19 protein-coding genes are annotated in these 22,533 nt (G+C 66.3%); 11 read left to right on the forward strand and 8 right to left on the reverse strand.

Annotated elements, in window-relative coordinates:
- Window positions 1-3: 3 nt before the first annotated feature.
- The 5 genes from QX048_RS02125 (at window position 4) to QX048_RS02145 (ending at window position 4,262) form a co-directional block, all read left to right on the forward strand.
- Window positions 4-870: an ABC transporter permease gene (locus QX048_RS02125; RefSeq protein WP_315713964.1), complete on the forward strand. Its 867-nt coding sequence runs from the start codon at window positions 4-6 to the stop codon at window positions 868-870.
- A 40-nt stretch (window positions 871-910) separates the two neighbouring features.
- Window positions 911-1,927, forward strand: coding sequence for an ABC transporter substrate-binding protein (locus QX048_RS02130; protein ID WP_315713965.1), 1,017 nt, complete (start codon window positions 911-913; stop codon window positions 1,925-1,927).
- A 290-nt stretch (window positions 1,928-2,217) separates the two neighbouring features.
- Complete coding sequence (locus tag QX048_RS02135) at window positions 2,218-2,829, forward strand: LemA family protein (protein WP_315713966.1); 612 nt, start codon at window positions 2,218-2,220, stop codon at window positions 2,827-2,829.
- Between the two features lie 15 nt (window positions 2,830-2,844).
- A complete protein-coding gene (locus tag QX048_RS02140) occupies window positions 2,845-3,747 on the forward strand; it encodes a YgcG family protein (RefSeq protein ID WP_315826051.1) in 903 nt (300 codons plus the stop codon).
- Window positions 3,748-3,764: 17 nt separating this feature from the next.
- Entirely contained in the window at window positions 3,765-4,262 is a 498-nt protein-coding gene (locus QX048_RS02145) for a TPM domain-containing protein (RefSeq protein WP_315713968.1), read from the forward strand.
- Window positions 4,263-4,382: 120 nt separating this feature from the next.
- Here QX048_RS02145 and QX048_RS02150 read toward each other — a convergent pair whose 3' ends face one another.
- Entirely contained in the window at window positions 4,383-5,351 is a 969-nt protein-coding gene (locus QX048_RS02150; RefSeq protein WP_315826052.1) for a YafY family protein, read from the reverse strand.
- 86 nt (window positions 5,352-5,437) lie between these two features.
- Between QX048_RS02150 and QX048_RS02155 the strand changes: the two genes are divergently transcribed.
- Window positions 5,438-6,082, forward strand: a complete 645-nt coding sequence (locus QX048_RS02155; RefSeq protein ID WP_315713970.1) for a glutathione S-transferase family protein — start codon at window positions 5,438-5,440, stop codon at window positions 6,080-6,082.
- 117 nt (window positions 6,083-6,199) lie between these two features.
- Here the strand turns inward: QX048_RS02155 and QX048_RS02160 are convergent, their stop codons facing one another.
- Complete coding sequence (locus QX048_RS02160; RefSeq protein ID WP_315826053.1) at window positions 6,200-7,060, reverse strand: hypothetical protein; 861 nt, start codon at window positions 7,058-7,060, stop codon at window positions 6,200-6,202.
- A 1,004-nt stretch (window positions 7,061-8,064) separates the two neighbouring features.
- On the opposite strand from QX048_RS02160, the gene QX048_RS02165 reads away from it, so the two are divergent.
- Both QX048_RS02165 and QX048_RS02170 read left to right on the forward strand, forming a co-directional pair.
- Window positions 8,065-9,996, forward strand: coding sequence for a hypothetical protein (locus QX048_RS02165; RefSeq protein ID WP_315826054.1), 1,932 nt, complete (start codon window positions 8,065-8,067; stop codon window positions 9,994-9,996).
- 128 nt (window positions 9,997-10,124) lie between these two features.
- Window positions 10,125-11,699, forward strand: a complete 1,575-nt coding sequence (locus QX048_RS02170) for a hypothetical protein (RefSeq protein ID WP_409999211.1) — start codon at window positions 10,125-10,127, stop codon at window positions 11,697-11,699.
- Between the two features lies 1 nt (window position 11,700).
- On the opposite strand, the gene QX048_RS02175 is transcribed toward QX048_RS02170, so the two are convergent.
- The 3 genes from QX048_RS02175 to QX048_RS02185 all read right to left on the reverse strand — a co-directional run bounded on the left by QX048_RS02175 (window position 11,701) and on the right by QX048_RS02185 (window position 15,342).
- Window positions 11,701-12,909 carry a CoA transferase gene (locus QX048_RS02175; RefSeq protein WP_315713974.1) on the reverse strand — a complete coding sequence of 403 codons (1,209 nt, stop codon included), beginning with the start codon at window positions 12,907-12,909 and terminating at the stop codon, window positions 11,701-11,703.
- A 252-nt stretch (window positions 12,910-13,161) separates the two neighbouring features.
- Window positions 13,162-13,362 carry a cold-shock protein gene (locus QX048_RS02180; RefSeq protein WP_315713975.1) on the reverse strand — a complete coding sequence of 67 codons (201 nt, stop codon included), beginning with the start codon at window positions 13,360-13,362 and terminating at the stop codon, window positions 13,162-13,164.
- A gap of 252 nt (window positions 13,363-13,614) precedes the next feature.
- Window positions 13,615-15,342: an adenylate/guanylate cyclase domain-containing protein gene (locus QX048_RS02185; protein ID WP_315826055.1), complete on the reverse strand. Its 1,728-nt coding sequence runs from the start codon at window positions 15,340-15,342 to the stop codon at window positions 13,615-13,617.
- Window positions 15,343-15,566: 224 nt separating this feature from the next.
- On the opposite strand from QX048_RS02185, the gene QX048_RS02190 reads away from it, so the two are divergent.
- A complete protein-coding gene (locus QX048_RS02190) occupies window positions 15,567-17,072 on the forward strand; it encodes a glycosyltransferase family 39 protein (protein WP_315826056.1) in 1,506 nt (501 codons plus the stop codon).
- A gap of 3 nt (window positions 17,073-17,075) precedes the next feature.
- On the opposite strand, the gene QX048_RS02195 is transcribed toward QX048_RS02190, so the two are convergent.
- Together QX048_RS02195 and QX048_RS02200 are read right to left on the reverse strand one after the other, a co-directional pair.
- Window positions 17,076-18,104, reverse strand: coding sequence for a TIGR01620 family protein (locus QX048_RS02195; protein ID WP_315826057.1), 1,029 nt, complete (start codon window positions 18,102-18,104; stop codon window positions 17,076-17,078).
- A complete protein-coding gene (locus QX048_RS02200; RefSeq protein WP_315826058.1) occupies window positions 18,101-19,564 on the reverse strand; it encodes a YcjX family protein in 1,464 nt (487 codons plus the stop codon). Before QX048_RS02200 ends, QX048_RS02195 begins: the two co-directional genes overlap by 4 nt.
- A 191-nt stretch (window positions 19,565-19,755) precedes the next feature.
- On the opposite strand from QX048_RS02200, the gene trhA reads away from it, so the two are divergent.
- Both trhA and QX048_RS02210 read left to right on the forward strand, forming a co-directional pair.
- Entirely contained in the window at window positions 19,756-20,451 is a 696-nt protein-coding gene (trhA, locus tag QX048_RS02205; RefSeq protein ID WP_315826059.1) for a PAQR family membrane homeostasis protein TrhA, read from the forward strand.
- A 24-nt stretch (window positions 20,452-20,475) separates the two neighbouring features.
- Window positions 20,476-21,270 (forward strand): SDR family oxidoreductase, encoded by a 795-nt coding sequence (locus QX048_RS02210; protein ID WP_315752654.1) that lies wholly within the window; start codon window positions 20,476-20,478, stop codon window positions 21,268-21,270.
- A gap of 765 nt (window positions 21,271-22,035) precedes the next feature.
- Here QX048_RS02210 and QX048_RS02215 read toward each other — a convergent pair.
- Window positions 22,036-22,347 carry a MarR family winged helix-turn-helix transcriptional regulator gene (locus QX048_RS02215; protein WP_409977923.1) on the reverse strand — a complete coding sequence of 104 codons (312 nt, stop codon included), beginning with the start codon at window positions 22,345-22,347 and terminating at the stop codon, window positions 22,036-22,038.
- Window positions 22,348-22,533: the final 186 nt, after the last annotated feature.

The raw sequence follows: 22,533 nt of genomic DNA on the forward strand, positions 1-22,533 counted from the left end.
TCCATGAGCGAGACGCTGGCGCTGCGCCCCGAAATCGTCAATGCAGACACGCCCCTCGGCGACGTCAAGGTCGAGGCGAGCCTGTCCTGGCTGGAACGCATCTACCATATCGGTGCGGTCCGCAAGGCCATCATCCTGGTGGCGCTCGCCGCGCTGTGGCAGGCCTATGGCCTGTGGCTCGGCAATCCCCTGTTGTTTCCGACCTTCACCGACACGCTCTCAGCCTTCTTCGAGAACATCGGCAACGGCATCATCCCTGCGCGCACCCTCGTGTCGCTGGAGACGCTGCTGATCGGCTACGGCATCGGCATCGCGCTGGCGGCCGTGCTGACCACGATCGCGATCGGCTCGCGGATCGGCGCCGACATGCTGGAGGCGCTGACCTCGATGTTCAATCCGCTGCCGGCGATCGCATTGCTGCCGCTGGCGCTGATCTGGTTCGGCCTCGGCAAGGGCAGCATCATCTTCGTGCTGGTGCATTCGGTGTTGTGGGCGATCGCGCTCAACACCCATTCCGGCTTCCGCTCGGTGTCGAACACCTTGCGCATGGTCGGCCTGAACTACGGCCTGCGCGGGTTGAAGCTGGTGCGCTTCATCCTGATCCCCGCCGCATTTCCGGCCATCCTCACCGGCCTGAAGGTGGGCTGGGCCTTCGCCTGGCGCACCCTGATCGCGGCCGAGCTGGTGTTCGGCGTGTCCTCGGGGTCCGGCGGCCTCGGCTGGTTCATCTTCGAGAACCGCAACCAGTTGGAGACGGCCAACGTCTTCGCCGGCCTATTCACCGTGATCTTCATCGGCCTCGTCGTCGAGAACGTCGTGTTCGCGACCATCGAGCGCAAGACGGTGCGGCGCTGGGGCATGCAGCACTGAATTTCGAGTTATAAGCACAACAACAGGGAAGGAGACGACCATGTCCTGGAGCAAATCATTCACGGCCGCCGCGCTCGGCCTCACCGCGCTGCTCGGCGCCACCGGCGCTTCGCAGGCCGAGGTCAAGGAGATCAGGCTCTCCAAGGGCTACGGCATCCTCTATCTGCCGCTGATCGTGATGGAGGATCAGAAGCTGATGGAGAAGCAGGCGGAGAAGGCCGGGCTCGGTCCGTTCAAGGTGAACTGGCAGATGCTCGACGGCGGCAACATCATCAACGACGCGATGATGGCCGGCTCGCTCGACATCGCCGGCACCGGCGCGCCCGGCTTCATCACGCTGTGGGCCAAGGCCAAGGGCATTCCGGCGGTGGAGGTGGTCGGCGTCAGCGGCCTCAGCTCGACCTCGCTGTGGATGAACACCAACAATCCTGAGATCAAGTCGCTGAAGGATTTCAAGCCGAGCGACAAGATCGCCCTGCCGGGCATCAAGACCTCGCTTTCGGCGGTCATGCTGCAGATGATGGCGGCGCAGGAGTTCGGCAAGGAGAACTACGCCAAGCTCGATCCGATGACCGTCGGCCTGCCGCATCCGGAGGCGCTGGCGGCGCTCACCTCGGGCAAGACCGAGATCACGGCGCATTTCACCTCGCCGCCGTTCTCCTACATCGAGCTGAAGGATTCGAAGATTCGCCGCGTTGCCAATTCCGCCGACGTGCTCGGACGGATGACGATGGACGTGGTGTTCGCGCCCAAGCGCTTCGTCGACGCCAATCCCAAGGTCGTGCAGGCGTTCCTCGATGCGCTCGACGAGGCCTGCACGCTGATCGCCAACGACAAGGCTGCCGCAGCCGAGATCTATGCCCGCACCGCCAAGGTGAAGACCACCAAGGAGGACGTGCTGGAGATGCTGCAGGACAAGGACACCTGGTTCTCGTCGACGCCGGAGGGCGTGCTGAAGATCGCCGAGTTCATGCACGGCGTCGGCTCGATCAAGGTCAAGCCGGCGAGCTGGCAGGACATGTTCGTGACCCAGCTACGCGACCGCAAGGGCAGTTGAGCGTAAGCGCCTATGGTGTCGTCCGGGGCGCGCGGATGCCCCGGAATGCCGGAGTGTGTGGTTGGCGCAGGCCCATTCATCCAGCCGCGAGTCCCGCTGCAAAGACGACATTGCCTCTCTCCGCCGGTCATTCCGCGCGAATGACCCGCATCCGCGGCAGACCCGGAACCTCCCTGAACCGACGCACCGGCCGCCGCGACCCATGTCCGGCGGCCGGCTGCCGTCATTGCGCCGTCGCCAAAGCTGTGCTGTGTGAAGGCGGTACAACCGGATGAAGAGGGGGACGCGCGATGCGGAGATTGCTGACCGTGCTGGCGGCACTGATGACGCTGAGCCTGACCAATTGCGGCTACAACGCCATCCAGACCAATGACGAGCAGGTCAAGGCGGCTTGGTCCGAGGTCGTCAACCAGTATCAACGCCGCGCCGACCTCGTGCCCAACCTGGTCAACAGCGTGAAGGGCTTTGCCCAGCAGGAGAAGGACGTGCTGCTCGGCGTCACCAACGCCCGCGCCAAGGTCGGCAGCGTGCAGGCCACGCCCGACGTCGTCAACGATCCCGCGGCGCTGCAGAAGTTCCAGGCGGCGCAGAGCGAACTGACCGGAGCATTGTCGCGGCTGCTGGTCGTCACCGAGAATTACCCCCAGCTCAAATCGGACGCGCTGTTCCGCGACCTGATGTCCCAGCTCGAAGGCACCGAGAACCGCATCACGGTGGCGCGCAACCGCTACATCAAGGCGGTGCAGGAGTACAACGTCGGCATCCGCACCTTCCCGAACAACCTGACCGCGATGGTCTTCGGCTACAAGGAAAAGGCCAACTTCACCGTCGAGAACGAGCGCGAGATATCGGTCGCGCCGAAGGTCGATTTCAACGCGCCGTCGCCTGCGCCGTCGAAATAGCCGGAGCAGGGAATCGTGCGCGCGCTGCCGGTCCTCAAGGCGCTGCTTGCGACGCTGTTCGTCTGCCTCGCGACGATCGTGCTGGCGGACGTCGCGGTGCCGCAGCTCACCGGCCGCGTCGTCGACCAGACCGGCACGCTGTCCTCCTCGGAGATCGCAGGCCTCACGCAGAAGCTGAAGGACCTGGAAACCCGCAAGGGCAGCCAGGTCGCGGTGCTGATCGTGCCGACGACGCAGCCGGAGACCATCGAGCAGTTTTCGCTCCGCGTCGCCGAGGCCTGGAAGATCGGGCGCAAGAAGGTCGACGACGGCGCGCTGCTGGTGATCGCCAAGAACGACCGCAAGCTGCGCATCGAGGTCGGCTACGGCCTCGAAGGCAGCCTCACCGACGTCACCGCGCGGCGCATCATCGACGAGGTCATCACGCCAAGATTTCGCAGCGGCGATTTCGCCGGCGGCATCGACGCCGGCGTCGACCGCATCATCGGCGTGATCAATGGCGAGAGTCTGCCGGTGCCGCAGCCGCAGGCCTCGCACGGCACGGATCTTGATATCGACACCATCTCCTCGTTCGCACCTGTCGCCTTCTTCGGTGCGATCTTTATTGGTGGCGTGCTGCGGGCCTTGTTCGGGCGGCTGCTGGGTTCGCTTGCGACCGGCGGCGCGCTGGGGATTCTGACCTGGGTGCTTGTGGGATCGACCACGCTTGCGCTGCTGTCCAGCGTGGCCGGCATCGTCATTGCCTTCATCGCCGGCGGCTTGTCCTCGTCGATGCCGACGTCGGGCGGGCGCCGCGGCAGCGGCTGGTCGAGCGGCTCGTCATCCGGCGGCTGGAGCAGCGGCAGCTCGAGCGACAGCGGCAGCTTCTCGGGCGGCGGCGGCAGTTTTGGTGGCGGCGGCGCCTCGGGCAACTGGTGAGGACGAGGCGCGCGACCATGAGCATCAGGCGGATCGGCCGGCATCTCCTGCATCATCACTGGCAGCTGAAGCGCATCTTCACGCCGGCTGTGCTGGCACGCATCGAGCAGGCGATCAAGGACGGCGAGCGCACCCATGCCGGCCAGCTTCGCTTCGTCGTCGAGGGCGCGCTCGACGGCCGGCCGTTGTGGCGCGACCAGCCGCCGCGCGAGCGCGCGCTGGACATCTTTTCCAACCTGCGGATCTGGGACACCGCGCACAACAACGGCGTCCTGATCTACCTGCTCTTGGCCGATCGCGACGTCGAGATCATCGCCGATCGCGGCATTCATCGACATGTCGGCGCCGAAGGCTGGGAGACGATCTGCCGCGCGATGGAAGCGGAGTTTCGCGCAGGCCGCTTTGAGCGGGGCGTGGTCGATGGCATTGCCGCGGTGTCACGCGAGCTCGCCAGGCACTACCCGCCGCATGCCGGCGATCCCAACGAGCTGCCCGACACACCAGTGGTGCTTTAGCTCCGATCATACCGGTCGCGCTCACTTGCCGGTCGCGCTCATCCTGGCTGGACGTGAGCGCGCACCCCTCTCGCCAATGATGCGGATGGAAAATACGTCCGCAACTCACGCCGTCGCAGCTCATGCGCCGTAGCGTTCCGCCATCGCCCGCGCCAGCTCGGCCATTTTCGCACGCAGCTCGGGCGGGTCGAGCACCTCGGCCTCGGGCCCGAAGCGCAGCAGCTCGCCGGCGGCATGCCACAGCGTCGTTCCGATCGGGATCGTCACGATGCGCCAGCCGTCGGCATCGGTGTCGTCGGCGAGGCGCGTGCGGGCGCGCACGTAAGGCTGGCTCCACACCTCCAGCAGCTTCACACCGAGCGCTGACAGGCGCACCGTCGCCTGCTTCGGATGCAGCTCCGCCTCCAGCCGCTCCGTCGCGGCGCGCCAATAGGCGGCGAGGTCAAAGTCTGCAGGTCGCGCGAAGCACTCGTCGGTCACGGCACAGTCGAGAATGCGCGCGACGCGATAGGTGCGCACGCTGCGCTCGACCTGCCCGGCGAGATACCAATTGCCGCCCTTCAGCACGAGGCCGAGCGGCGCGACGCGGCGGCGCTTCTCGGCACGCCAGGTCTGATAGCGGACGTCGACCATGACGTCGCGGAGCAGGGCGTCGGCAATGGCGCGCAGATGCGTCGGCTCCTCGGACTCGCCGAACCAGCCAGGCGCGTCGAGATGGAAGCGCGCCTGCATGCGGCCGGCATTGGCGCGCAGGCTTTGCGGCAGTGCCGCCACCAGCTTGGTCTGCGCCGCGCTCATCGCGCCATCGAGCCCGAGCGCGGCGGCGGGGCCCGGCAGGCCCGCCATGAACAGTGCGTCGGTTTCCGTCGGCGACAGCCCGTTCAGCCGCACGCGATAGCCGTCGAGCAGGCGGAATCCGCCTTCGGCGCCGCGCTCGGCATAGACCGGGATGCCCGCCGCGGCGAGCGCGTCGATGTCGCGATAGATCGTGCGCACCGAGACCTCGCAGGCGCCTGCGAGTTCGGGCGCCGTGACCTGTCCCTTGGCCTGCAAGGTGGTGAGGATGGAGAGCAGCCGGCTCGCGCGCATGCCCTTCTTTAAACATACCTGACACACCTTGTCAGGTATGGTGTGCGACAAGCCAGCACCGCAGCCGGCAATGGGAGGACACCATCATGACCGCCGACGACAAGATCACGCTGTATTACTCGCCGCAGACCCGCGCCGCCGGCACCCGCGTCCTGCTCGAGGAGCTGGGCGCGCCCTACGATCTGCATGTCCTCAACATGAAGGCGGGCGAGCAGCGCAAGCCGGAGTTCCTGGCCGTCAATCCGCTCGGCAAGGTGCCGACGATCGGACATCGCGGCCAGATCGTGACCGAGCAGGTCGCGATCTTCATCTATCTCGCCGATCTGTTTCCGCAAGCGGGCCTGACGCCGGCGCTCGATGATGCCATGCGCGGGCCCTATCTGCGCTGGATCGCCTATTACGGTGCGTCGTTCGAGCCCGCCGTGATCGACCATTTCATGAAGCGCGAACCGGCCCCGATCACGCAGTCACCCTATGCCGACTACGATACGATGCTGGGCGCGCTGGAGCAGCAGCTCGCCAAGGGGCCGTATCTCCTCGGCGAGCGCATGACCGCCGCCGACGTGTTGTGGGGCGTCGCCTTCAACTGGACCATGATGTTCGGCGTCGTGCCGCGCAAGGACGTGTTCGCGCGTTACGCCGAGCGCATCACCCAGCGTCCGGCGTTCCAGCGCGTCACCGCCGCGGATGCCGAGATGGCGGCCCAGCACGCGGCCGCCACCGGCGTTTGAGCGCCAGCATTGACGCAATCGAGCGAGGTCCCGCCGGCAACGGGACCTCACTGATGTGATTGCACGTTGTCCGGCAGGCGCAGCTCGCCAAATGCCGGGTTTCCCGCGGCGGCGTCGCTAGTTCAGGCTGATCCCCGTGAGCGGCGTGCCGTCGACGCCGTTGTTGCTGATTGCGTTGTTCTTGAAGGACGAGACGGAGCCGCCGCCGGTCTGGACGACGCCGTTGGAATTGCCCTGGATGACGGAATTTCCCAACGTCACGATGGCGCCGCTGCCGCTCGCCAGAACGCCGGTGTTGTTGAACTCGGAGGTCAGCCGGTCGAGAAACACGCCCATCCCCGGCTTTCCGGCCGGGACCGTGGCGGATATCCCGGCATTGCCATTTTCGATGGCCTTGGTGTTCGAGACGAGCACGCTGATCGCGCTGCTCGAATTCGCGGTCGAGACCGTGACGCCGAACGCGGACGCCTTCAGCGAGGAGTCCGCGATCACCACCTGGGCCGCACCGGTCGGCGCGACCGAAATCGCGCTTTGCGAGAAGTTCTCGAAGGTACAGTTCTCGACGACGAGCTTTCGGCCGGCCAGGAAATTGACGCCATTGAGGCCAAGGGTCGTACCGGCGCCGTTGATGCTCAAATTGCGCAGGATGATGACGTCGTTGGCGCCGGCATTCACGTTGATGCCGTTGGTCGCCGACGCCAGGATCGAGGCCATCGTCCCCCCGCCGTCGATCGTGATCGATTTGGTGATCGTGACGGCGCCGTAGCCGCCGGGATCGAGCACGTCGATCTCACCGCCCGCGGCGGTCTTCGAGATCGCTCCGGCGAAGGTCTTGCAGGGCGCCGTGCGGCTGCACGGGTTGACGTCGTCGCCGACGCCGGACACCCAGGTCCGCGTCGCCTGCGCGTGAGCCTCTGGCGAGGCAAGGATCAAAAACGCGGCGCACAAAAATCCGATCGAAGAAATGAGCTTTCGCATGAGCGCTCCCCCTTGAAATGCTGGAAATGAAAAATAGCCCGAACGCAGAGTATTAGTCTACGAAAGCAACCAGAGCGTTCATCGAAAACGGCGCGCTGCACGGGACATTATGCAATCGGTGGTTGCCGCGTCGGCCGGAGGTGATTTCGCTGACGGTGCATGCCCTCCATCTGTCGATTGCATTGCTGGACTACAACATTCGCGAGCCTGCAGTCGCCCATCGCCCACCCACCCGACGGGCAATTCCGGCAATACGTCCATGCGCCAACTGCCCGTCGAGCCAGTTTGTCGCATGTGTGCCGCCTTGCAGCGTCGGGCAAATCACGACGATGATCCCGGCCATCCCGTTCGCGATGAGGAGGGGCGGCTCGGCCGATCGTCACGAGGCGTAGCAGCGGGGAGCGGTGGCCGTATCAGGCTTGGGGCTCTGCGCGAGCGGGCCGGCGAGCAAGCGAGGTACGGACGGTCAAGTCGTAGGGTCCTGGCATCCCGATGCCGATGCCAAGTTCGCATGCAGGCTTAGCCTCGTGCGGATGACGGTGACCAGAAAGCCCGGCGCACCGGGGAGACTACGAAGCAGCCGTAACACCATCGCGCAGGGAAGGCCGGGTCGCTCCGGCTGAACCTGTGGTTCCTGCCCCGTGCAATCTTTCCGCACGGGGGCCACGGGTGCCAGTCGGCACCCGGCCTTCCCTGCGCCCTCCGACTGACGAGGAGGGAATGATCGGCAAAGCTCGGGCGCAATCGCGCCGCGAGAGCGGCTCCGTTTGACGCCGCGTCGACCGCGCTGCGCCGCGTGCCGATCGAACTTGCTGCCCCCGGGCGCGTCCGCCAGAGCTGAATAATCGGGCACCGTCCGCCACATCTGCTCCACTTTGTCGGCGCAAATCCGCCCCGTATGAATCCCTAAAACTCAGGTAAGCCTTCCAAAAGTAAGATTTTGGCAATCAATCGAACGCTAACTAAGGTTACCAAGTGCTCAACGTCATGCGGAGACTCTGAACGTGAGCGACCAAAAGCCCGAACGGGCCAGCCTTGGCGTGGCCGGTACCACTGGCAAGGCCAGTGCGAGTGTCGACCCGATGCCGAAGACATCCGCAGTCCCCGATGCAGTCGATCTGGCCGTGCCTGCGATCGCGACCGTCGCCCCGCCCATGATCGCGCCGGATCACGAAGCGCCGGCGGCTGACCGTCCGGGCATCGACCCGAAGGCGAAGATCGTGGAAGCGGTGATCGCGCCCGGGCCACAGCCGGAGGCCAGCCAGTCCGAGATCAAGACCGAGGTGATGGCCGACACCGAGATCGGGACGACCAAGGTCGAGCCGGTCAAGCCCGAGCAGGTCAAGGTCGAAACCCTCACGGCCGAGCAGGAAAAAATCGAGCCCTCCAAGATCGAAGCGGTGAAGCCGGAGCGAGCCAAACCCGAGCCCGCGCGGCTCGACCTGGTCAAGTCCGACAAGGGCAAATCCGACAAGGTCAAGCCGGAGCTGACCAAGCCCCAGGCGGTGGGGGGCAACGTTGCGGCGCCGGGCAAAGTCGAAGCTGCAGTAGCCTCGAGTGCTGCGAAACCTCCCTCGACGATCCTGGATCTGATCAGGACGGAGCCGGTCAAGTCGGACCCGATCAAGACGGCTGCGGCCGGTGAGCTCCTCAAGGTCGAGACACCAAAGCTGTCGATGCTCGCGGCCAATGCGCCGAAAGTCGGCCCGATGGCAGCGGCCGCGCCGAAGCCGGAGACGGCCATCAAGCCGGACGCGCCGATCAAGTCGGTGGCTGCCACCAAGACAGAAGCCGTCGTTCGGCCTGAGCCGGCTGCCAAGCCGGAGACTGTTGCCAAGTCGGATGCCAAACCGGATGCCAAGTCGGAGCCCGTTGCCAAGCAGGCATCCGCGGCCAAACCCGGGGCGTCCGCGACGCGCCCGGTCACGCCAGTCCAGGCGGATGCCGGACCGGCGACCAGGGCGGGTGCTTTTGCCGCGGTCGACAAGGCCGCGGCCTGGGCCAAAGCGAAGTTCAAGACCGAGCCCTTCAAGTTCAATGCGGCGTCCAAGCCGGCGGCCGCTGCCGCAACGGCGGCCAGCACGGCCGCTGCGGGAGCGACGCTGCCACCTCCGCAGCCGGGCCAGACCCCGCCGCCGCATGCCGTGAACGGCAGGCTCGGCCTACCGGCCATGGCTGCGATCCTGCTGCTGTCGATGGTTGTCGGCGGCGTTGCCGGTGGTCTGGTCACGGCCAAATTCGTCACGCGCTCCGGCGGCGGCGACGCGGCCGATGCGACGGCCGGCGAGGCTGCGGATTCCACGCTTGGCGCGACCGTGGCGCGAATCGACAATGATGTCGCCGCGCTGAAGGCGAGCCTCGACCAGACCAATCAGACGAGCCTCGTCGAGCTCAACAAGTCCGCGGAGCGTCTCGACCGGCTCGAGAAGATCCTGGGTGACCTGTCGACGAAATCGTCGGCCAAGCCGAGCGAGTTGCAGCGTCTGAGCGAGGCCGTGGACCGGCTGCGCGCCGCGCAGGCGTCCGCGACCGCGCAAGCCCCCGCGCGTGACAGCGCCGCGTCCGCGCCGCAGGCGGTGGGGGCGATCAATGCGGCGGCGCCGCCCGCGGGCGTGGCGAGCCGGGCCGACGCGGCCAGGACCACCGAGGCAGCCAGGACCGAAGCAGCAAGGGCAGAGGCGAGCCGGGCCGAGCCGGCCAGGGCGGAGACCGCTCGCCCCGAGCCGAACCGCACGGAGGCCACCAAGCCCAAGGTCGTCGAGGGCTGGGTGCTGCGCGACGTCGGTCGTGGCGGCGCGCTGATCGAGGGCCGCGGTGGCCTCTACGAGGTCTATGCCGGCGATCCCGTGCCGGGCCTCGGCAAGGTCGACGCGATTCGCAAGCAGGACGGTCGCTGGGTGGTCGTCACCACCAAGGGGCTTGTCGTCGCGCGCTGACGGACCATCTGTTTTTGGAGACGAATCTGGACGAGGCGCCTCACCGCGACGTGAGGCGCCTCGTCGCACAATTGTCCGAAGCCGCCCGCCTTTCGGCTATCTTCGAGGACTAGCAGGCCCTCAATTGCATGTTCGTGGAAGTGAGGAGGCGCGTCTTGCGACTGTCGGTATTCGGCCTTGTCATGCTGTGCTGCGGCCCGCTCGCTCATGCGGACGAGAGCCCGCCGGTCGAGCGCGGCGCCGCCATCCTCGAGCCGTTCGCGCTGCGTGAGCTCGACAACGGCGCGTTCGGCCTCGGGAAGATGCTTGCGCACGCCAGTGATGCGCCGCTGACCGACGCGGCGTTGTTTGCGCTGCCGTCGATGATGCCCGTACGCAAGGCGCTCGACACGGAGTTCGACCGCTACGTCGACAAGCACAAGACGACGTTGCCGAACGAGAGCATCGGCGTCGGTACGTCCTACGCGTTCCAGCTGTTCGACCGCACCGTGCTCGATTCGCCCGATGCCCGCTTCGTGCTGGCCGGCGTCGTCAATCGCATGGATCGCGCCTTCGTCGATCCCGATCATTGCGGCGAGGTGCGGCTGCTGTACCGCCTGACGCGGACCACGCCGCCCGAGGCCAAAGATGGCGAGGTCGCCTCGCCGCGGCTGCCGATGACGCTCAACATCGTGCTCAAGGCGCGCAGCGATGCGGAGGCCAAGAGCAATTCGCCGAGTTGTGCCGAGATCGCCAAGCGGTGGCTGGCGACGTCCGATCTGCAACTGACCGGGCCTGAGCTTGCCGCGAAGCTGACGGCGCCGGACGGCCCGCTGGCGCTGATCAGGTCGGAGAACATCCATCGCATCGAGACCAACCTGCAGATCGCGCATGCGCCGAAATCGGCGATCCGCGATTTCCGCACCGACTACATGATGAAGGTGTTCGACTATCAGGCCGCGAGCGGGACGTTCGAGGAGGCGGTGCTGGAGGATCAGGTCGATCGCGACCGGCTGCTGGCGGATGCCGCGCTGGCGCGCGAGTTCAAGGCCTGGCTGCTCGACCCCGTCCATCTCGGCGAGCTCGACCGCGGCACCGCGGTGATCCCCGAGCAGTTCCTGGCCAAGGTTGCGGTGGCGCCGACCCCGGTCGGATTCGTCAATTCCGATCTGCTGCCGGCCTACGGGCTGGTGCAGGGGAGCGCGGCCGGGCAGGGCGCGGTGTTCACCGAGGCCGACGTGGTCGGTGCGCTGGAGAAGGCGGCCGCGCAGGGCATCGTGCTGCAGAACATCCGGTCGGTCGCAGGCTTCGAGCGACGCCTCAACGATTCGAGCTGCGGCGGCTGCCATCAGACCCGCGGCATCGGCGGCTTTCACTTTCCCGGCGTCGACTGGATGGCGGAGAAGCCGTCCAACACCGTCGTGGTGCCGGGCTCGCCGCACTTCTTCGGCGACCAGGTCCGCCGGCGCGACATCCTCAACGCCTTTGCCGAGGGGCGGACTCCGGATTTCTCGCGCGGCTTCGCCAGCCGCCCGCAATTGCGCGGCAGCGATGAGCTCGCCGGCACGGTCTACAATGACGGCTGGGGCGGGCATTGCTACGCGAGCCACGCCGCGGCCGCGGACAACGACAAGAGCTTCTCGAGCTGGACCTGCGCCGCGAACCTGTCCTGTCAGACCGGCCCGGCGACGCGGTTCGGCATGTGCTTCATCGCGACGCGCTAGCTCAGGCCACCGCACCGCGCGCGCGCAGGTCGCGGATGGCCTCGTCGTCGAAGCCGGCGCTGCGCAGGATCTCGTCGCTGTGCTGGCCTATGCCGGGCGGCTTGCGCGGGGTGACCTTGCGCTGGCCGTCGATGAAGATCGGGCTGTTGACCGTCAGCATGGTGTCGTTCTCGAACGGCACCAGCACCTCGTTCTCGATCATCTGCCTGTCGTTTGGAATGTCGTCGAGAATCCCGACCACCCCGAACACGAGCCCGCTGCCGTCGAGGATCCGGCGCCATTCGGCCAGCGGCCTGGTCGCGAACACCGCGTCGAACTCGTGGATCAGTTCGACCGAGCGGGCGTGGCGATCGGCCTTGGTGACGAAGCGCGGATCGTCGATCAGCTCCTCTCGGCCAAGGCAGCGGGCGAGGATCGGCCACTGCTTCTCCTCATTGAGGAGCGAGAGCATGATCCAGCGGCCGTCCTGGCATTTGTAGTGATTGGCGACTGCGTTCAGCGCGCGTTCGCGCGGCCGCCGCTCGACGAAGGTCGCGCCGCAAAGCTTGGCCTGAGCAAGCACGGAGGCCGCCCAGACCCCGTTGGCCATCAGGTTGGAGGCGACGTGGCAGCCCTTGCCGGTCTTCTCGCGCTGGTAAAGCGCCGTGACGATCGCGCCATAGAACGCCATTGCGCAGGGGTGGTCGCCCATCCCGGCGACGGAGCGGGCGGGTGTCGTGCTCTCGTCGGCACGGACCAGGTCCATCAGTCCGGAGCGCGCCCAATAGGCATTGCTATCGAAGCCGGGTTTGTCGGCTTCCTCGCCTTTCTCGCCATATCCGGTGAACGACGCATAGATCAGCCGCGGATTGAGCGGCGCCAGCTTTTCGTGGGTGAGGCCGAGCTTGGCGCGGACCGACGGCGGGAAATTGGTGATGAAGACATCGGCTTCACTTACCAGCCGCTGCAGCACGGTCTGCGCTTCCGGCTTCGACAGGTCGAGTGCGAGGCTGCGCTTGTTGCGGGCTTCGAGATACCACGCGTAGTTATGCTCGCTGCGCGGATAGCCCGGCAGGTTCGGCAGGTTGCGGTAGGGATCGCCGGCGCCGGGCGGCTCGATCTTGATGACGTCAGCGCCGAAATCGGAAAGAACGGTGGCGGCTGCGGGGGCCGCGATGAAGCTCGCGCAGTCCAGCACCTTCAGGCCATGGAAAATGCCCTTGTCGTCCATGTTGCGTCGCTCCCGTCGCTTGTTTCCGCGCGCTGGAATTACGTTGACGGCGCGGTTCGAGGCGCATTTGACCCGGGTCGGGCGGGTGAGGCAATGGCGGGGAGGGAGCTGAAACTACAAACAAACGCAAAGATGTGATCAGGAGCGGGCACCGCTCCTGTCTATTTCGACGTGTCGACAATCATGCTGGCTTGGTGAGGGAAACGATCGCGCCGAATAGCCGCGAGGCGGAATGGCGCGCCAATTGATCCGCTACACTTTCAGGTTCTCGGCCGAACTCCTGCCGCGGTTGGCAATCTCGTCGTACTCGATGGTCTGGCCCTCGTTGAGGGTCGCCAGCCCGGCCTTCTGCACTGCGGAGATGTGAACGAAAATGTCCTTGCCCCCGGCCGCGGGCTGGATGAAGCCATAGCCCTTGGTCGGGTTGAACCACTTGACCGTACCTTTAGCCATACGTCGCCTCCGCGGGACCAATCCGAGTACGAGCCGCGGTCCCCGCAAACCGTCAGGCCCGGAATTCGAGACTACTGCGGTTGTGACAGGCGTGATAGCGCAAACAGCGGGCGGTTTTGGCCCGAAATGATCGATATCGTGGCGACTTTGCGGCTTTTGACCGCAGTGCCACCGTTCCGCCAGTCACCGCGGACCCGCTGCAACCGTTCTCGGTATGACAGCGCAGGCTGCAAACAGGTTCAACGCAACTCGTCACGCAGCCGTCCCCTCGTCCGAGAGCATCGCGAGTTCAGCGGCGTCAATGGCCGTCCTGACGCGCATCGGCTCGGCGCGGCCGCGAATCTCGACCTCGCGCTGCGGCAGCACGTCGGAGCCGAGTCGCGCCCGCGCGTAGACCTCGTCCGAGATGATGACCTGGCAGCCGAGGGTCTTCGTCATGTCCTGCAGTCGTGATGCGACGTTGACGGCGTCGCCCAGCGCGGTGAACACCATGTGGTCGCGATAACCGATCTCGCCCACGATCACCTCGCCGCCGTGAATGCCGATGCCGAAGCGGATCGGGTCATGCAGATCATGGCTGAGGAACGCGTTCAGCTCGGCGATATTGGCCGCGATGTCACGCGCCGCCTGGATCGCCTGGCCGCAGGCGACATGTGAATCGGTGGCTAGTCCGAACAGCGCGAGCATACCGTCACCGACGAACTGATTGGGCTGCCCGCCATTCGCCAGCACGGCCTGGGAGACGGCGCTGAGGAAGCGGTTGACGATGAACACCACGTCGAACGGCAGCCGTTTCTCAGCGAGGCCGGTCGATCCACGCATGTCGACGAACAGGCTGACGAGGTAGCGCTCCTGCCCGATTCCGGCACGCGAGCTGCCGCGCTCGCCGGGTGTCGGGTTCGGCATGAACAGTTGGAAGAATGAAAGATCGCCGGTGGGGCGCAACTGGCAGGCCAGCCTGACCGACGGGTCCGCCGCGCCGATCTGCGCGAGCACGAAGGCCTCGCGAGGCGAGGGCGGCGGCAGCGCGCCGGGATCTCCGATCACCCTGATGCGGCAGGTCGAGCAGCGCGCGCGGCCGCCACACATGCTGGCATGCGGTACGTTGTTGCGCAGACTGGCCTCAAGCACGGACAAACCCTTTGGCACCCGGATGGAGCGGCCATTGTTGTAGGACAGCGTGACCATGCCGCCACGTCGCTCATGGACTGCTCGCACGCCGCGCGCGGCGAGCGCCAAGCCGATCAGGCCGCCATAGCCGATCAGGAAGCCGTTCATGATGGTCTCCAGCACCGCCTGTTCAGATGGCGTGCCGGTCTGCCTCAACGAAAGATTTTCGGCGCGCCACTGCGGTGTTGCGTTGGCGGCGATGACGTCTCGGCCTCCACGGTAGAAGCCGAGCAGCGCCAGCGCCGGGAGCAGCACGGCGCAGGCGAGCAGCCACGGCGCCGCGCGCTTGTAGAACGGCTTGAGCCGCAGCCAGAAGTGCAGCCCGATGCAGCCATGCGTCCATGACGTCAGCAGGGCTGCCGACATCAACCAGATCCGCCAGGACGGGCCGGTCCAATACGAGTACAGGACCTGCGGGTACAGCTTCTCCTGTCCGTACAGGGTCTGTCCGATGCGGACGCCGGCGATGTGGCTGAAGATCAGCGCCGGAATGCTTAGGCCGAGCAGCAGTTGCAGCGGCTCCATCGTGTTGCGGCTGAATTGCCGGCGCTGATAAAGCGCCCACACGCCGAGCCCGCCATGGGTAAGAGCGGCCGCATAGAACAGCACGGCGATCGGAAGAAACTGCCAGAACGCCACATGATAGGACACGCCCTCGGCGAGCGCCTGCAGCGAGATGTTGCCGAGCGCATGGTTGAAAAAATGACTGAGCAAGTAGCTGAAGAGTATGAAGCCGCAGATCAGCCGCACCTGCCGCACACCGATGCCGCGACAGGTCGACCGCAAACGATGGTAAATCGAAATGGTCATGTGGTCCGTATGATCTGGAGCCGCAATGCTAGAGATTTATTCCCTGTTGTCCTAGAGGGCTGGTGGCGGCGGTCATCCGGCGGCGCGAGCTGCGCGCGAACGTTGACTCGCCCGGCGGAGTCGGGGAAAAGCACCGCGTGACGGCCATTTCCCCAGGCATCGACAGCCCAAAGTCTCGATCCACGCGCGCTGCGTGGCTGATGGCTGCGGCCGTGATCGCAAGCATGACGATCATCCGCATCGTCTATGCCGGGACGCTCGATCTGCGCACCGACGAGGCCTATTACTGGACCTGGTCGAAGGAGCTGCAGCTCTGCTTCCTCGATCATCCGCCCATGATCGCCTGGTTCATCCGGCTGGGCACTGCCCTGTTCGGCGATACCAATCTCGGCGTTCGCTTTGCCGGCATCCTCGCGATGGGGGTGACGCAGCTCCTGCTCGCCGACATCGTTCGCCGTACCACTCACGATATGCGGGCCGTGATCCTCGCGGTGCTGCTGCCCGAGGCCGCGCTCTACTATGGCCTGCTGATGGCCAAGGTGGCGCCGGACGTCGCGGCGATCCCGTTTGCACTCGCGGTGATCTGGGCGCTGGTGCGCCTCGCCGAGAGCGGCGATGAACGCTGGTGGCTCGCCGCCGGACTGTTCGGCGGACTGGCGTTGTTGTCCAAATTCACGGTGGTCATGCTGCTGCCGGGCGTGGCGGCGTTCCTGCTCGTTCCGGCCTGGCGCAGCCGCTGGCTTCTCAGTCCCTATCCATGGTGCGGAGCATTGATTGCGCTGGCGGTGTTCTCGCCGGTGCTGATCTGGAACGTACAGCACGACTGGGCCTCGTTCCGCTTCCAGTTCGTTCGCGCCACCGCGCCGCATGAGTTTTCGTTGCGGACGCTTGGCGATTATCTCGGATTGCAGTTCGGACAGGTCGGCTTCGTCCTGCTGCCGGTCACATTGTCGGCGCTGAGTTTCACGGCCTGGCGCGGCTACCGCACGCGTGAGCCGGTCGCCATCCTGCTGTCGACGGCGGTGCTGGTGCCGTTTCTCTACTTCCTCTGGAAATCGTTTACCTTGCGGATCGGCGACACCTGGCCGATGTTCATGTGGCCGATCGGGTTTGCGGCGGTCGCGATCAACATCGTCAAGCTGCCGCAGGACGGCGCGTCCGCCTGGTTCGTCCGATCGACCGTGCGCTGGGCGCGGATCGCCGTCGTCAGCGGCATTGCGATGGTGGTCCTGATCTTTCTCTACTATGTCGTCGCGCCGTGGAATTTTCTCGGGCGGGCCGATCCGATCGGCGCTGAGGCGGGCTATCAGCAGGTGGCGGCGCGGGTCGAGCAGGAGCTGCAAAAGACCGGCGCGACTTGGATCGCGACCTCCGACTATCGCACCTATGCGATGATGCGGTGGTTCTTTCGCGGCCGCGTGCCGGTGCTCCAGATCAACGAGCGGGCCCGCTTCATCGGCTTCCGTGATCCCGGCATGGACCTGATCGCAGGACATGCCGGCCTCTATGTCGTGCGCGAGCCGGACAATACTGGCCCGCTGCTCGCGGATACGACCGCGCACCGCGAGCCGCTCGGACACGTCGAGCGGAGCTGGCGCGGCCGCGTCATGGACAGTTACGCGTTCGGCAGGCTGACGGGCTGGACTCCCGAACTGGCGCCGCCACCGGACTCGCCATTGTACCAATGGCGCTGGCTCGCCGGCGCCCTCGATTCCACGCCGCGGGCCTGAGCCTCATTCCCGGTCGTCCTGCTTGCGCAGCAGATCCTTGGCGAGATCCGCCAGCGCCGGCCGCGGCAGCGCGGCGAACGGCATCGGCCGCGTCACGTCGATGGCCGCGAGGCCGAGCCGCGCCGTGAGCAGTCCGTTGAGCACGCCTTCGCCGAGGCGCTGCGACAGTTTTGCCGCGATGCCATGGCCCAGCACCTGCTGGATCAGGCTGTCGCTCGCGGCCATGCCGCCGGTGATGGCGAGATGCGCGACGACGTGGCGCAACAGGCTGATCATGCCGAGCGCGCCGGGACGTCCGCCATAGAGCCGCGCGAGCTGCCGGATCATCCGCAAGCTTGCCACGAAGACGAACAGCACGTCGATCAGCGCGCGCGGGCTCACGGCCGTGACCACGGAAACCCGTTGCGCCGCAACCGACACCAGACGCCGCGCCTCGCTGTCGAGCGGCGCCATCAGCTCGCGCTCGGCAAGCTTGATCATGTCGCCGCCGTCGATGATGTCGTCGGCGTGGCCGGCGAGCGCGGCACGCGGACGCGCCAGGCGGGGATTGGCATGTGCGATCCGCAACAGCTCGGCGACCACTTCGCGGCTCTCGGCGCGATCGTCGGACAGCAGCACCGCGGCCGCGCGCTGGTGCAGCTTCTCGATGGTGGCGAGACGCACCAGCCCGTAAGTCTCTCGGGCAATGACGGCCGCCAATGCGATCGCGGCTGCGGCCGCGAACCCCGCGCCGACATAGCCAAGGGCCTCACTGCGTGCGAACAGATCCTCGATCAGTCTGACGACGCCGAGGCCGAGGCCGAGCAGGACGAGGCCTGCGACCGAGCCCCAAAAAAGTGCGCCCCAGCCGAAGCTGCGCCGCGCCGGCAGGACGGTCTCGACCGGCACCGGCAATTGCGCCGGATCAGCCTCTGGCGTGACCTGGATGGTGCCGCGGCCCGGCCGGGCGGCCTCTTCGGCATCGACCACGACGACGTCGGGATCATCGAGCCGGAAGGTCTGGGGACGACGATGCTTGGCGCGTTCGCTCATTGCAGCCGGTCTCCGATCAGGAACTGAAGGGCGCGGTCCATGCGGATATGGGGCAAAGCGGGCTCGCCGCCAGGATCGGGGGCCAGCAAAGGCGGACGGAAGCGAAGAAAGCGGAAGTCGGTGCCGTCGGCGGCAGCGCTCGACAGGCCGCGATAGGCGCCGCCCTTGAACAGCTCCTCCGCATCGGCCGGCAGCTCGCCCGGAAAGGTTGCCACCTCGGTGTCGCCGTCGAAGATCTCGCCATTGGCGCTTTCGCCGGCCGCCGGCGTGCCAAGCAGCGACGGCAGCTTGTCGCGGCCGCGGGCGACCAGCGCCTCGCGCGTCGCCCTGACGGCGGCCAGCGCCACCACGTCGATTGCGGCGCCCGTGCTCTCGGCTCGGGCCACCGCGCGGTTGACCGCGCGCCGCAGCACAGCTTCGAGCCGGTCGTGGCTGGTGTGATGCAGATGGTCGGCCTTGGTCGCCGCGAACAGGATGCGGTCGATGCGCGGCCGAAACAGCGCCGTCAGCATGTTTCCGCGTCCGACGCGGAAGCAATCGAGAATGCCGGTCAGCGCGGCCTCGAGATCGTGCAGCGCCTCGGGGCCCGCATTGAACGCCGCCAGCGCGTCGACCAGCACGATCTGGCGATCGAGCCGGGCGAAATGGTCGCGAAAGAACGGCCTGACAACGATGTCCTTGTAGGACTCGTAGCGGCGCGCCATCATCGCCCATAGCGAGCCGGCCGGCGCCTGGCCGTCGGCCGGGACATCGAGCGGCGCGAAGGTCAGCGCCGGCGAGCCCGCGAGATTCCCCGGCATCAGGAAGCGGCCGGGCGGCAGCAGGCTCATGGCGAAGCGCTCGTCGCGGCAGGCACGCAAGTAGTCGGTGAACAGCCGTGCGGCCTCAAGTGTCGCCGACTCGTCCTCGCGGCCTTCGGGGGCGAGCGTCGCCAGATGCGCGTGCCAGTCCTTGGCGACATGCGCGCGCGGCTCGCTGCGCGACAGCGCGAGGCTTTCCCGCGCCCACTGCTCATAGCTCTTGTTCAGCAGCGGCAGGTCGAGCAGCCATTCGCCGGGATAGTCGACGATGTCGAGCGTGAGCGTCCGCTCGGCGCCATTGGCGCGCTGGAATTCGATCACCAGTCTGAGCTCGCTGATGTCGACGGTCGAGCTCGGCCAGCGTCGCTCGGTGACCAGCGCCCGCATATGGCTCTCATAGGCAAAGCGCGGCACGCCGTCGTCGGGTTGCGGCGTCAGATATGCGCGGGCGATGCGGCCCGATGCCAAGGCCTCGAACACCGGCATGCGCCCGCCGCGAACGAGGTCGTGGATCAGCGCCGTGATGAACACGGTCTTACCGGCCCGCGACAGCCCGGTGACGCCAAGGCGGACGGTCGGGTTGAGGAAGCTCTCGCCATAATCGAGCAGGGCACGGGCCGACAGCCGCGCTTCCTCGACGAGTTCGGAAAAGGTCACCATGGGAGGAGGGGAATTCGCCAGTTGAAAAGGGCGTGAGCGATTTTTGACAGGTGGCGATGCAAAACGCCGGATTCAAGCTCACAATTCCGGCCCGTTTCCGGATAGAACCAGACTTTGAACGGAACGTTGACCACTGGAAACCATAATCCTTCCGGCACAATTGTCCCGGAAAACCGGCACCAGGTTCTGACATGACCGTATTTCAACTGAAGCAGTTCGCCTCGACCTCCGTCCATGCCGCCACCGGCGCGATGCGTTGGAACTACGACAAGGTCGAGATGATCGCGGACGGCGTCGTCCACGTCGTCGGCATCGCCGCCGGCCTGGTCGCCGCAACCGTGCTCGTCGTGCTGACCTCGATCTATGCCAGCGCCGTCGACATCGTGGTGGTGTCGATCTACGTCGCGGGACTGCTCTCGATGCTGACGCTGTCGGCAACCTATAATCTGTGGCCGGTGTCGCCGACCAAATGGGTGCTGCGCCGCTTCGACCACTCCGCCATCTACGTGCTGATCGCAGCCACCTATACGCCGTTCATCGCCGCCCTGAAGGATACGGTGTTCTCGGCCGCGCTGCTGCTCGGGGTCTGGGGCGTCGCCATCTTCGGCATCGTGCTGAAGCTGCGCTGGCCGGGCCGCTTCGACGCGCTCTCGATCGGGCTGTATCTCGCGCTCGGCTGGAGCGGCGTCATGATGTACGACCGGGTGATCTCGGTGATGCCGCCCTCGGTCCTGGCCTGCGTGCTCACAGGCGGCATCCTCTACAGCCTCGGCGTCATCTTCCACTCGTGGCGGCGCTTGCGCTTCCAGAACGCGATCTGGCATGGTTTCGTGTTGCTGGGCGCCGGCTTTCATTATACCGCAGTGCTCGACCTGGTCTTGACCTAGAAAATTCCACGAGGAGGGCTTTGCATGCAGGTGACCGGCAAGATTGTTGTGGTCACCGGCGGAGCCCGCGGCATCGGCAAGGCGCTGTGCGAGGCCTTCGCGGCCGCCGGTGCGGCCAAGGTGATCGTAGCCGATCTCGACGAAGCCGGCGCCAAGGCCGTCGCTGATGGCATCGGCGGCGCCGCCTTCAGATGCGACGTCTCCCAGGAAGCCGACATCCGGCACGTGATCGAGGAAACCGAGCGGCAGTTCGGGCCCATTGCGCTGTTCTGCTCCAATGCCGGCATCGGCGGCGGCTTTGACCCGCTGTCGGTCAATGTCGGCGGCACCTCCGACGAGCCGTGGGCGCGCAGTTGGGCCATTCACGTGATGGCGCATGTCTACGCGGCGCGGCATCTGATCCCGCGCTACAAGGCGCGCGGCGGCGGCTATTTCCTCAACACGATCTCGGCGGCCGGCCTGCTGTCGCAGGTCGGCAGCGCGCCTTACTCCACCACCAAGCATGCCGCGGTGGGATTTGCGGAGAATCTCGCGATCTCGCACAAGGCCGACAACATCAAGGTCTCGATCCTGTGCCCGCAGGGCGTCGACACCGACATGCTGCGATCGATTCCGAAGGGGCCGCAATCCGGCGACGGCGATCTGACACCGGAGCAGGTCGCGCAGGACGTGCTGAAAGGCCTTGCCGAGGAGAGCTTCCTGATCCTGCCGCATCCGCAGGTCCTCGGCTACATGCGCAAGAAGACCGAGAATTACGACCGCTGGCTCGGCGGCATGGCGAAGATCCAGGCAAAGATGCGCGAGGAGTTCGGGAAGTAGGTCTGCGACCATCGTCGGTCGACGTGACGGCGCCCGGCCTCAACGCCCTCCGCGGTCGTCCCCGCGACCACGGAGACCCATAGTCCCAGGGTGCAGTTCGAGCCACGCGCGTCGACCATCTCGCCCGAGGTTTTCGACCGCGGCGTATGGATCCGGCGTTCGCCGGAATGACGCTAAGGAGAGATCGTGCGGACATCATGGGCAGCGGACTTGATCCGACATCGATAGACATCATTGCGCCTTCTCGCGGCACATCATGCCCGAGCTGTACAGTTGACTTGTCCCTTCAAGATTCGAAGGGCGCAGGGAATGCCGGGTGAAGGCCTCACCCATGGCCCGCCTGCAGCAAAAAATGCAGGCGGCAGGTACCACAGGTGCAGCCGATCACCGGCATTCCCTGCGCGATGGTCTTCACGCTTATACGCAGTCTCCCTGGTGCGCCGGGCTGTTGGCCACCATTGTCCGCGCGGTGCATCAGCGCCATCGCGAACGTAACACCAGCATCGGGGTGTCAGGACGCTGCGACTTCACGTCCGCGGCCACGCCGTTCGTCCGCGTAGCAAGCTACGCTGCGGCATGGCCACGGCCATCGCATCCCGCCTCGCGTGTCGTGACGATCGCGCGCAACGCCCCTCCGTGGTGAGGCGGGATGCGCGGAAAGATCGTCCTGATTTGCCCGACGGCGCAAGGCCGCATGCTGCGGCATTTCAACACGACGGGCAGTTTCGTCATGGTGTGTATGCGCAATCTGCCCGTCGGGCGCCCTCATGGCTCCGACGGTTGCATGTCCTGCTCTGCCGCGCGCCAGGCTTCGAGCGCGCGGGCGTACAGCAACAGGCCCTCGCGCACCGTGCGCCGCTCGGTCTTCGACAGGGCCGACAGGGCGCCGCGGACCTGCTGGCGGCCGAAGGCGTGCAGCGTGGCCACCCTCTTCCGTCCCTTCGCGGTGAGGCAGAGCGGCTTGATGCGGGCGTCGCCGGAATCGATTGTCTCCTGCAACTCGCCGCTGTCGATCAGCTTGCGGACCATGCGGCTGACGCCGGATTTTTCCAGGTGCAGGACCGCGCCGAGCTGCATCGCGGTGAGACGCGTCGCCCTACGTCGTCGGCCACGTCCTGGCGGCCGACGGCGGCTTCCTCGCGGTCTGAATCTGAAAGGCGTCGGCTGTCGCCGATGGCGCAAGGCCCGCGATCGCCGAGCGGTCTCGGACGCGAGCGATCGTGGTCGAAACAGCTTCATGCTGAAGTCGGAATTTCGCCAGCT

Source organism: Bradyrhizobium sp. SZCCHNS30572, from assembly GCF_032484415.1.
Taxonomy (GTDB): domain Bacteria; phylum Pseudomonadota; class Alphaproteobacteria; order Rhizobiales; family Xanthobacteraceae; genus Bradyrhizobium.

Excerpts from the sequence above, each read along its gene's own strand:
- QX048_RS02150 (WP_315826052.1), bottom strand. The coding sequence starts at position 5,351 with ATGCGCGCGAGCCGGCTGCTCTCCATCCTCACCACCTTGCAGGCCAAG.
- QX048_RS02195 (WP_315826057.1), bottom strand. The coding sequence starts at position 18,104 with ATGAGCGAACGCGCCAAGCATCGTCGTCCCCAGACCTTCCGGCTCGAT.
- QX048_RS02160 (WP_315826053.1), bottom strand. The coding sequence starts at position 7,060 with ATGCGAAAGCTCATTTCTTCGATCGGATTTTTGTGCGCCGCGTTTTTG.
- QX048_RS02155 (WP_315713970.1), top strand. The coding sequence starts at position 5,438 with ATGACCGCCGACGACAAGATCACGCTGTATTACTCGCCGCAGACCCGC.
- trhA (WP_315826059.1), top strand. The coding sequence starts at position 19,756 with ATGACCGTATTTCAACTGAAGCAGTTCGCCTCGACCTCCGTCCATGCC.
- QX048_RS02200 (WP_315826058.1), bottom strand. The coding sequence starts at position 19,564 with ATGGTGACCTTTTCCGAACTCGTCGAGGAAGCGCGGCTGTCGGCCCGT.
- QX048_RS02125 (WP_315713964.1), top strand. The coding sequence starts at position 4 with ATGAGCGAGACGCTGGCGCTGCGCCCCGAAATCGTCAATGCAGACACG.
- QX048_RS02135 (WP_315713966.1), top strand. The coding sequence starts at position 2,218 with ATGCGGAGATTGCTGACCGTGCTGGCGGCACTGATGACGCTGAGCCTG.
- QX048_RS02190 (WP_315826056.1), top strand. The coding sequence starts at position 15,567 with ATGACGATCATCCGCATCGTCTATGCCGGGACGCTCGATCTGCGCACC.
- QX048_RS02210 (WP_315752654.1), top strand. The coding sequence starts at position 20,476 with ATGCAGGTGACCGGCAAGATTGTTGTGGTCACCGGCGGAGCCCGCGGC.
- QX048_RS02170 (WP_409999211.1), top strand. The coding sequence starts at position 10,125 with ATGTTCGTGGAAGTGAGGAGGCGCGTCTTGCGACTGTCGGTATTCGGC.
- QX048_RS02180 (WP_315713975.1), bottom strand. The coding sequence starts at position 13,362 with ATGGCTAAAGGTACGGTCAAGTGGTTCAACCCGACCAAGGGCTATGGC.
- QX048_RS02215 (WP_409977923.1), bottom strand. The coding sequence starts at position 22,347 with ATGCAGCTCGGCGCGGTCCTGCACCTGGAAAAATCCGGCGTCAGCCGC.
- QX048_RS02175 (WP_315713974.1), bottom strand. The coding sequence starts at position 12,909 with ATGGACGACAAGGGCATTTTCCATGGCCTGAAGGTGCTGGACTGCGCG.
- QX048_RS02145 (WP_315713968.1), top strand. The coding sequence starts at position 3,765 with ATGAGCATCAGGCGGATCGGCCGGCATCTCCTGCATCATCACTGGCAG.
- QX048_RS02185 (WP_315826055.1), bottom strand. The coding sequence starts at position 15,342 with ATGACCATTTCGATTTACCATCGTTTGCGGTCGACCTGTCGCGGCATC.
- QX048_RS02130 (WP_315713965.1), top strand. The coding sequence starts at position 911 with ATGTCCTGGAGCAAATCATTCACGGCCGCCGCGCTCGGCCTCACCGCG.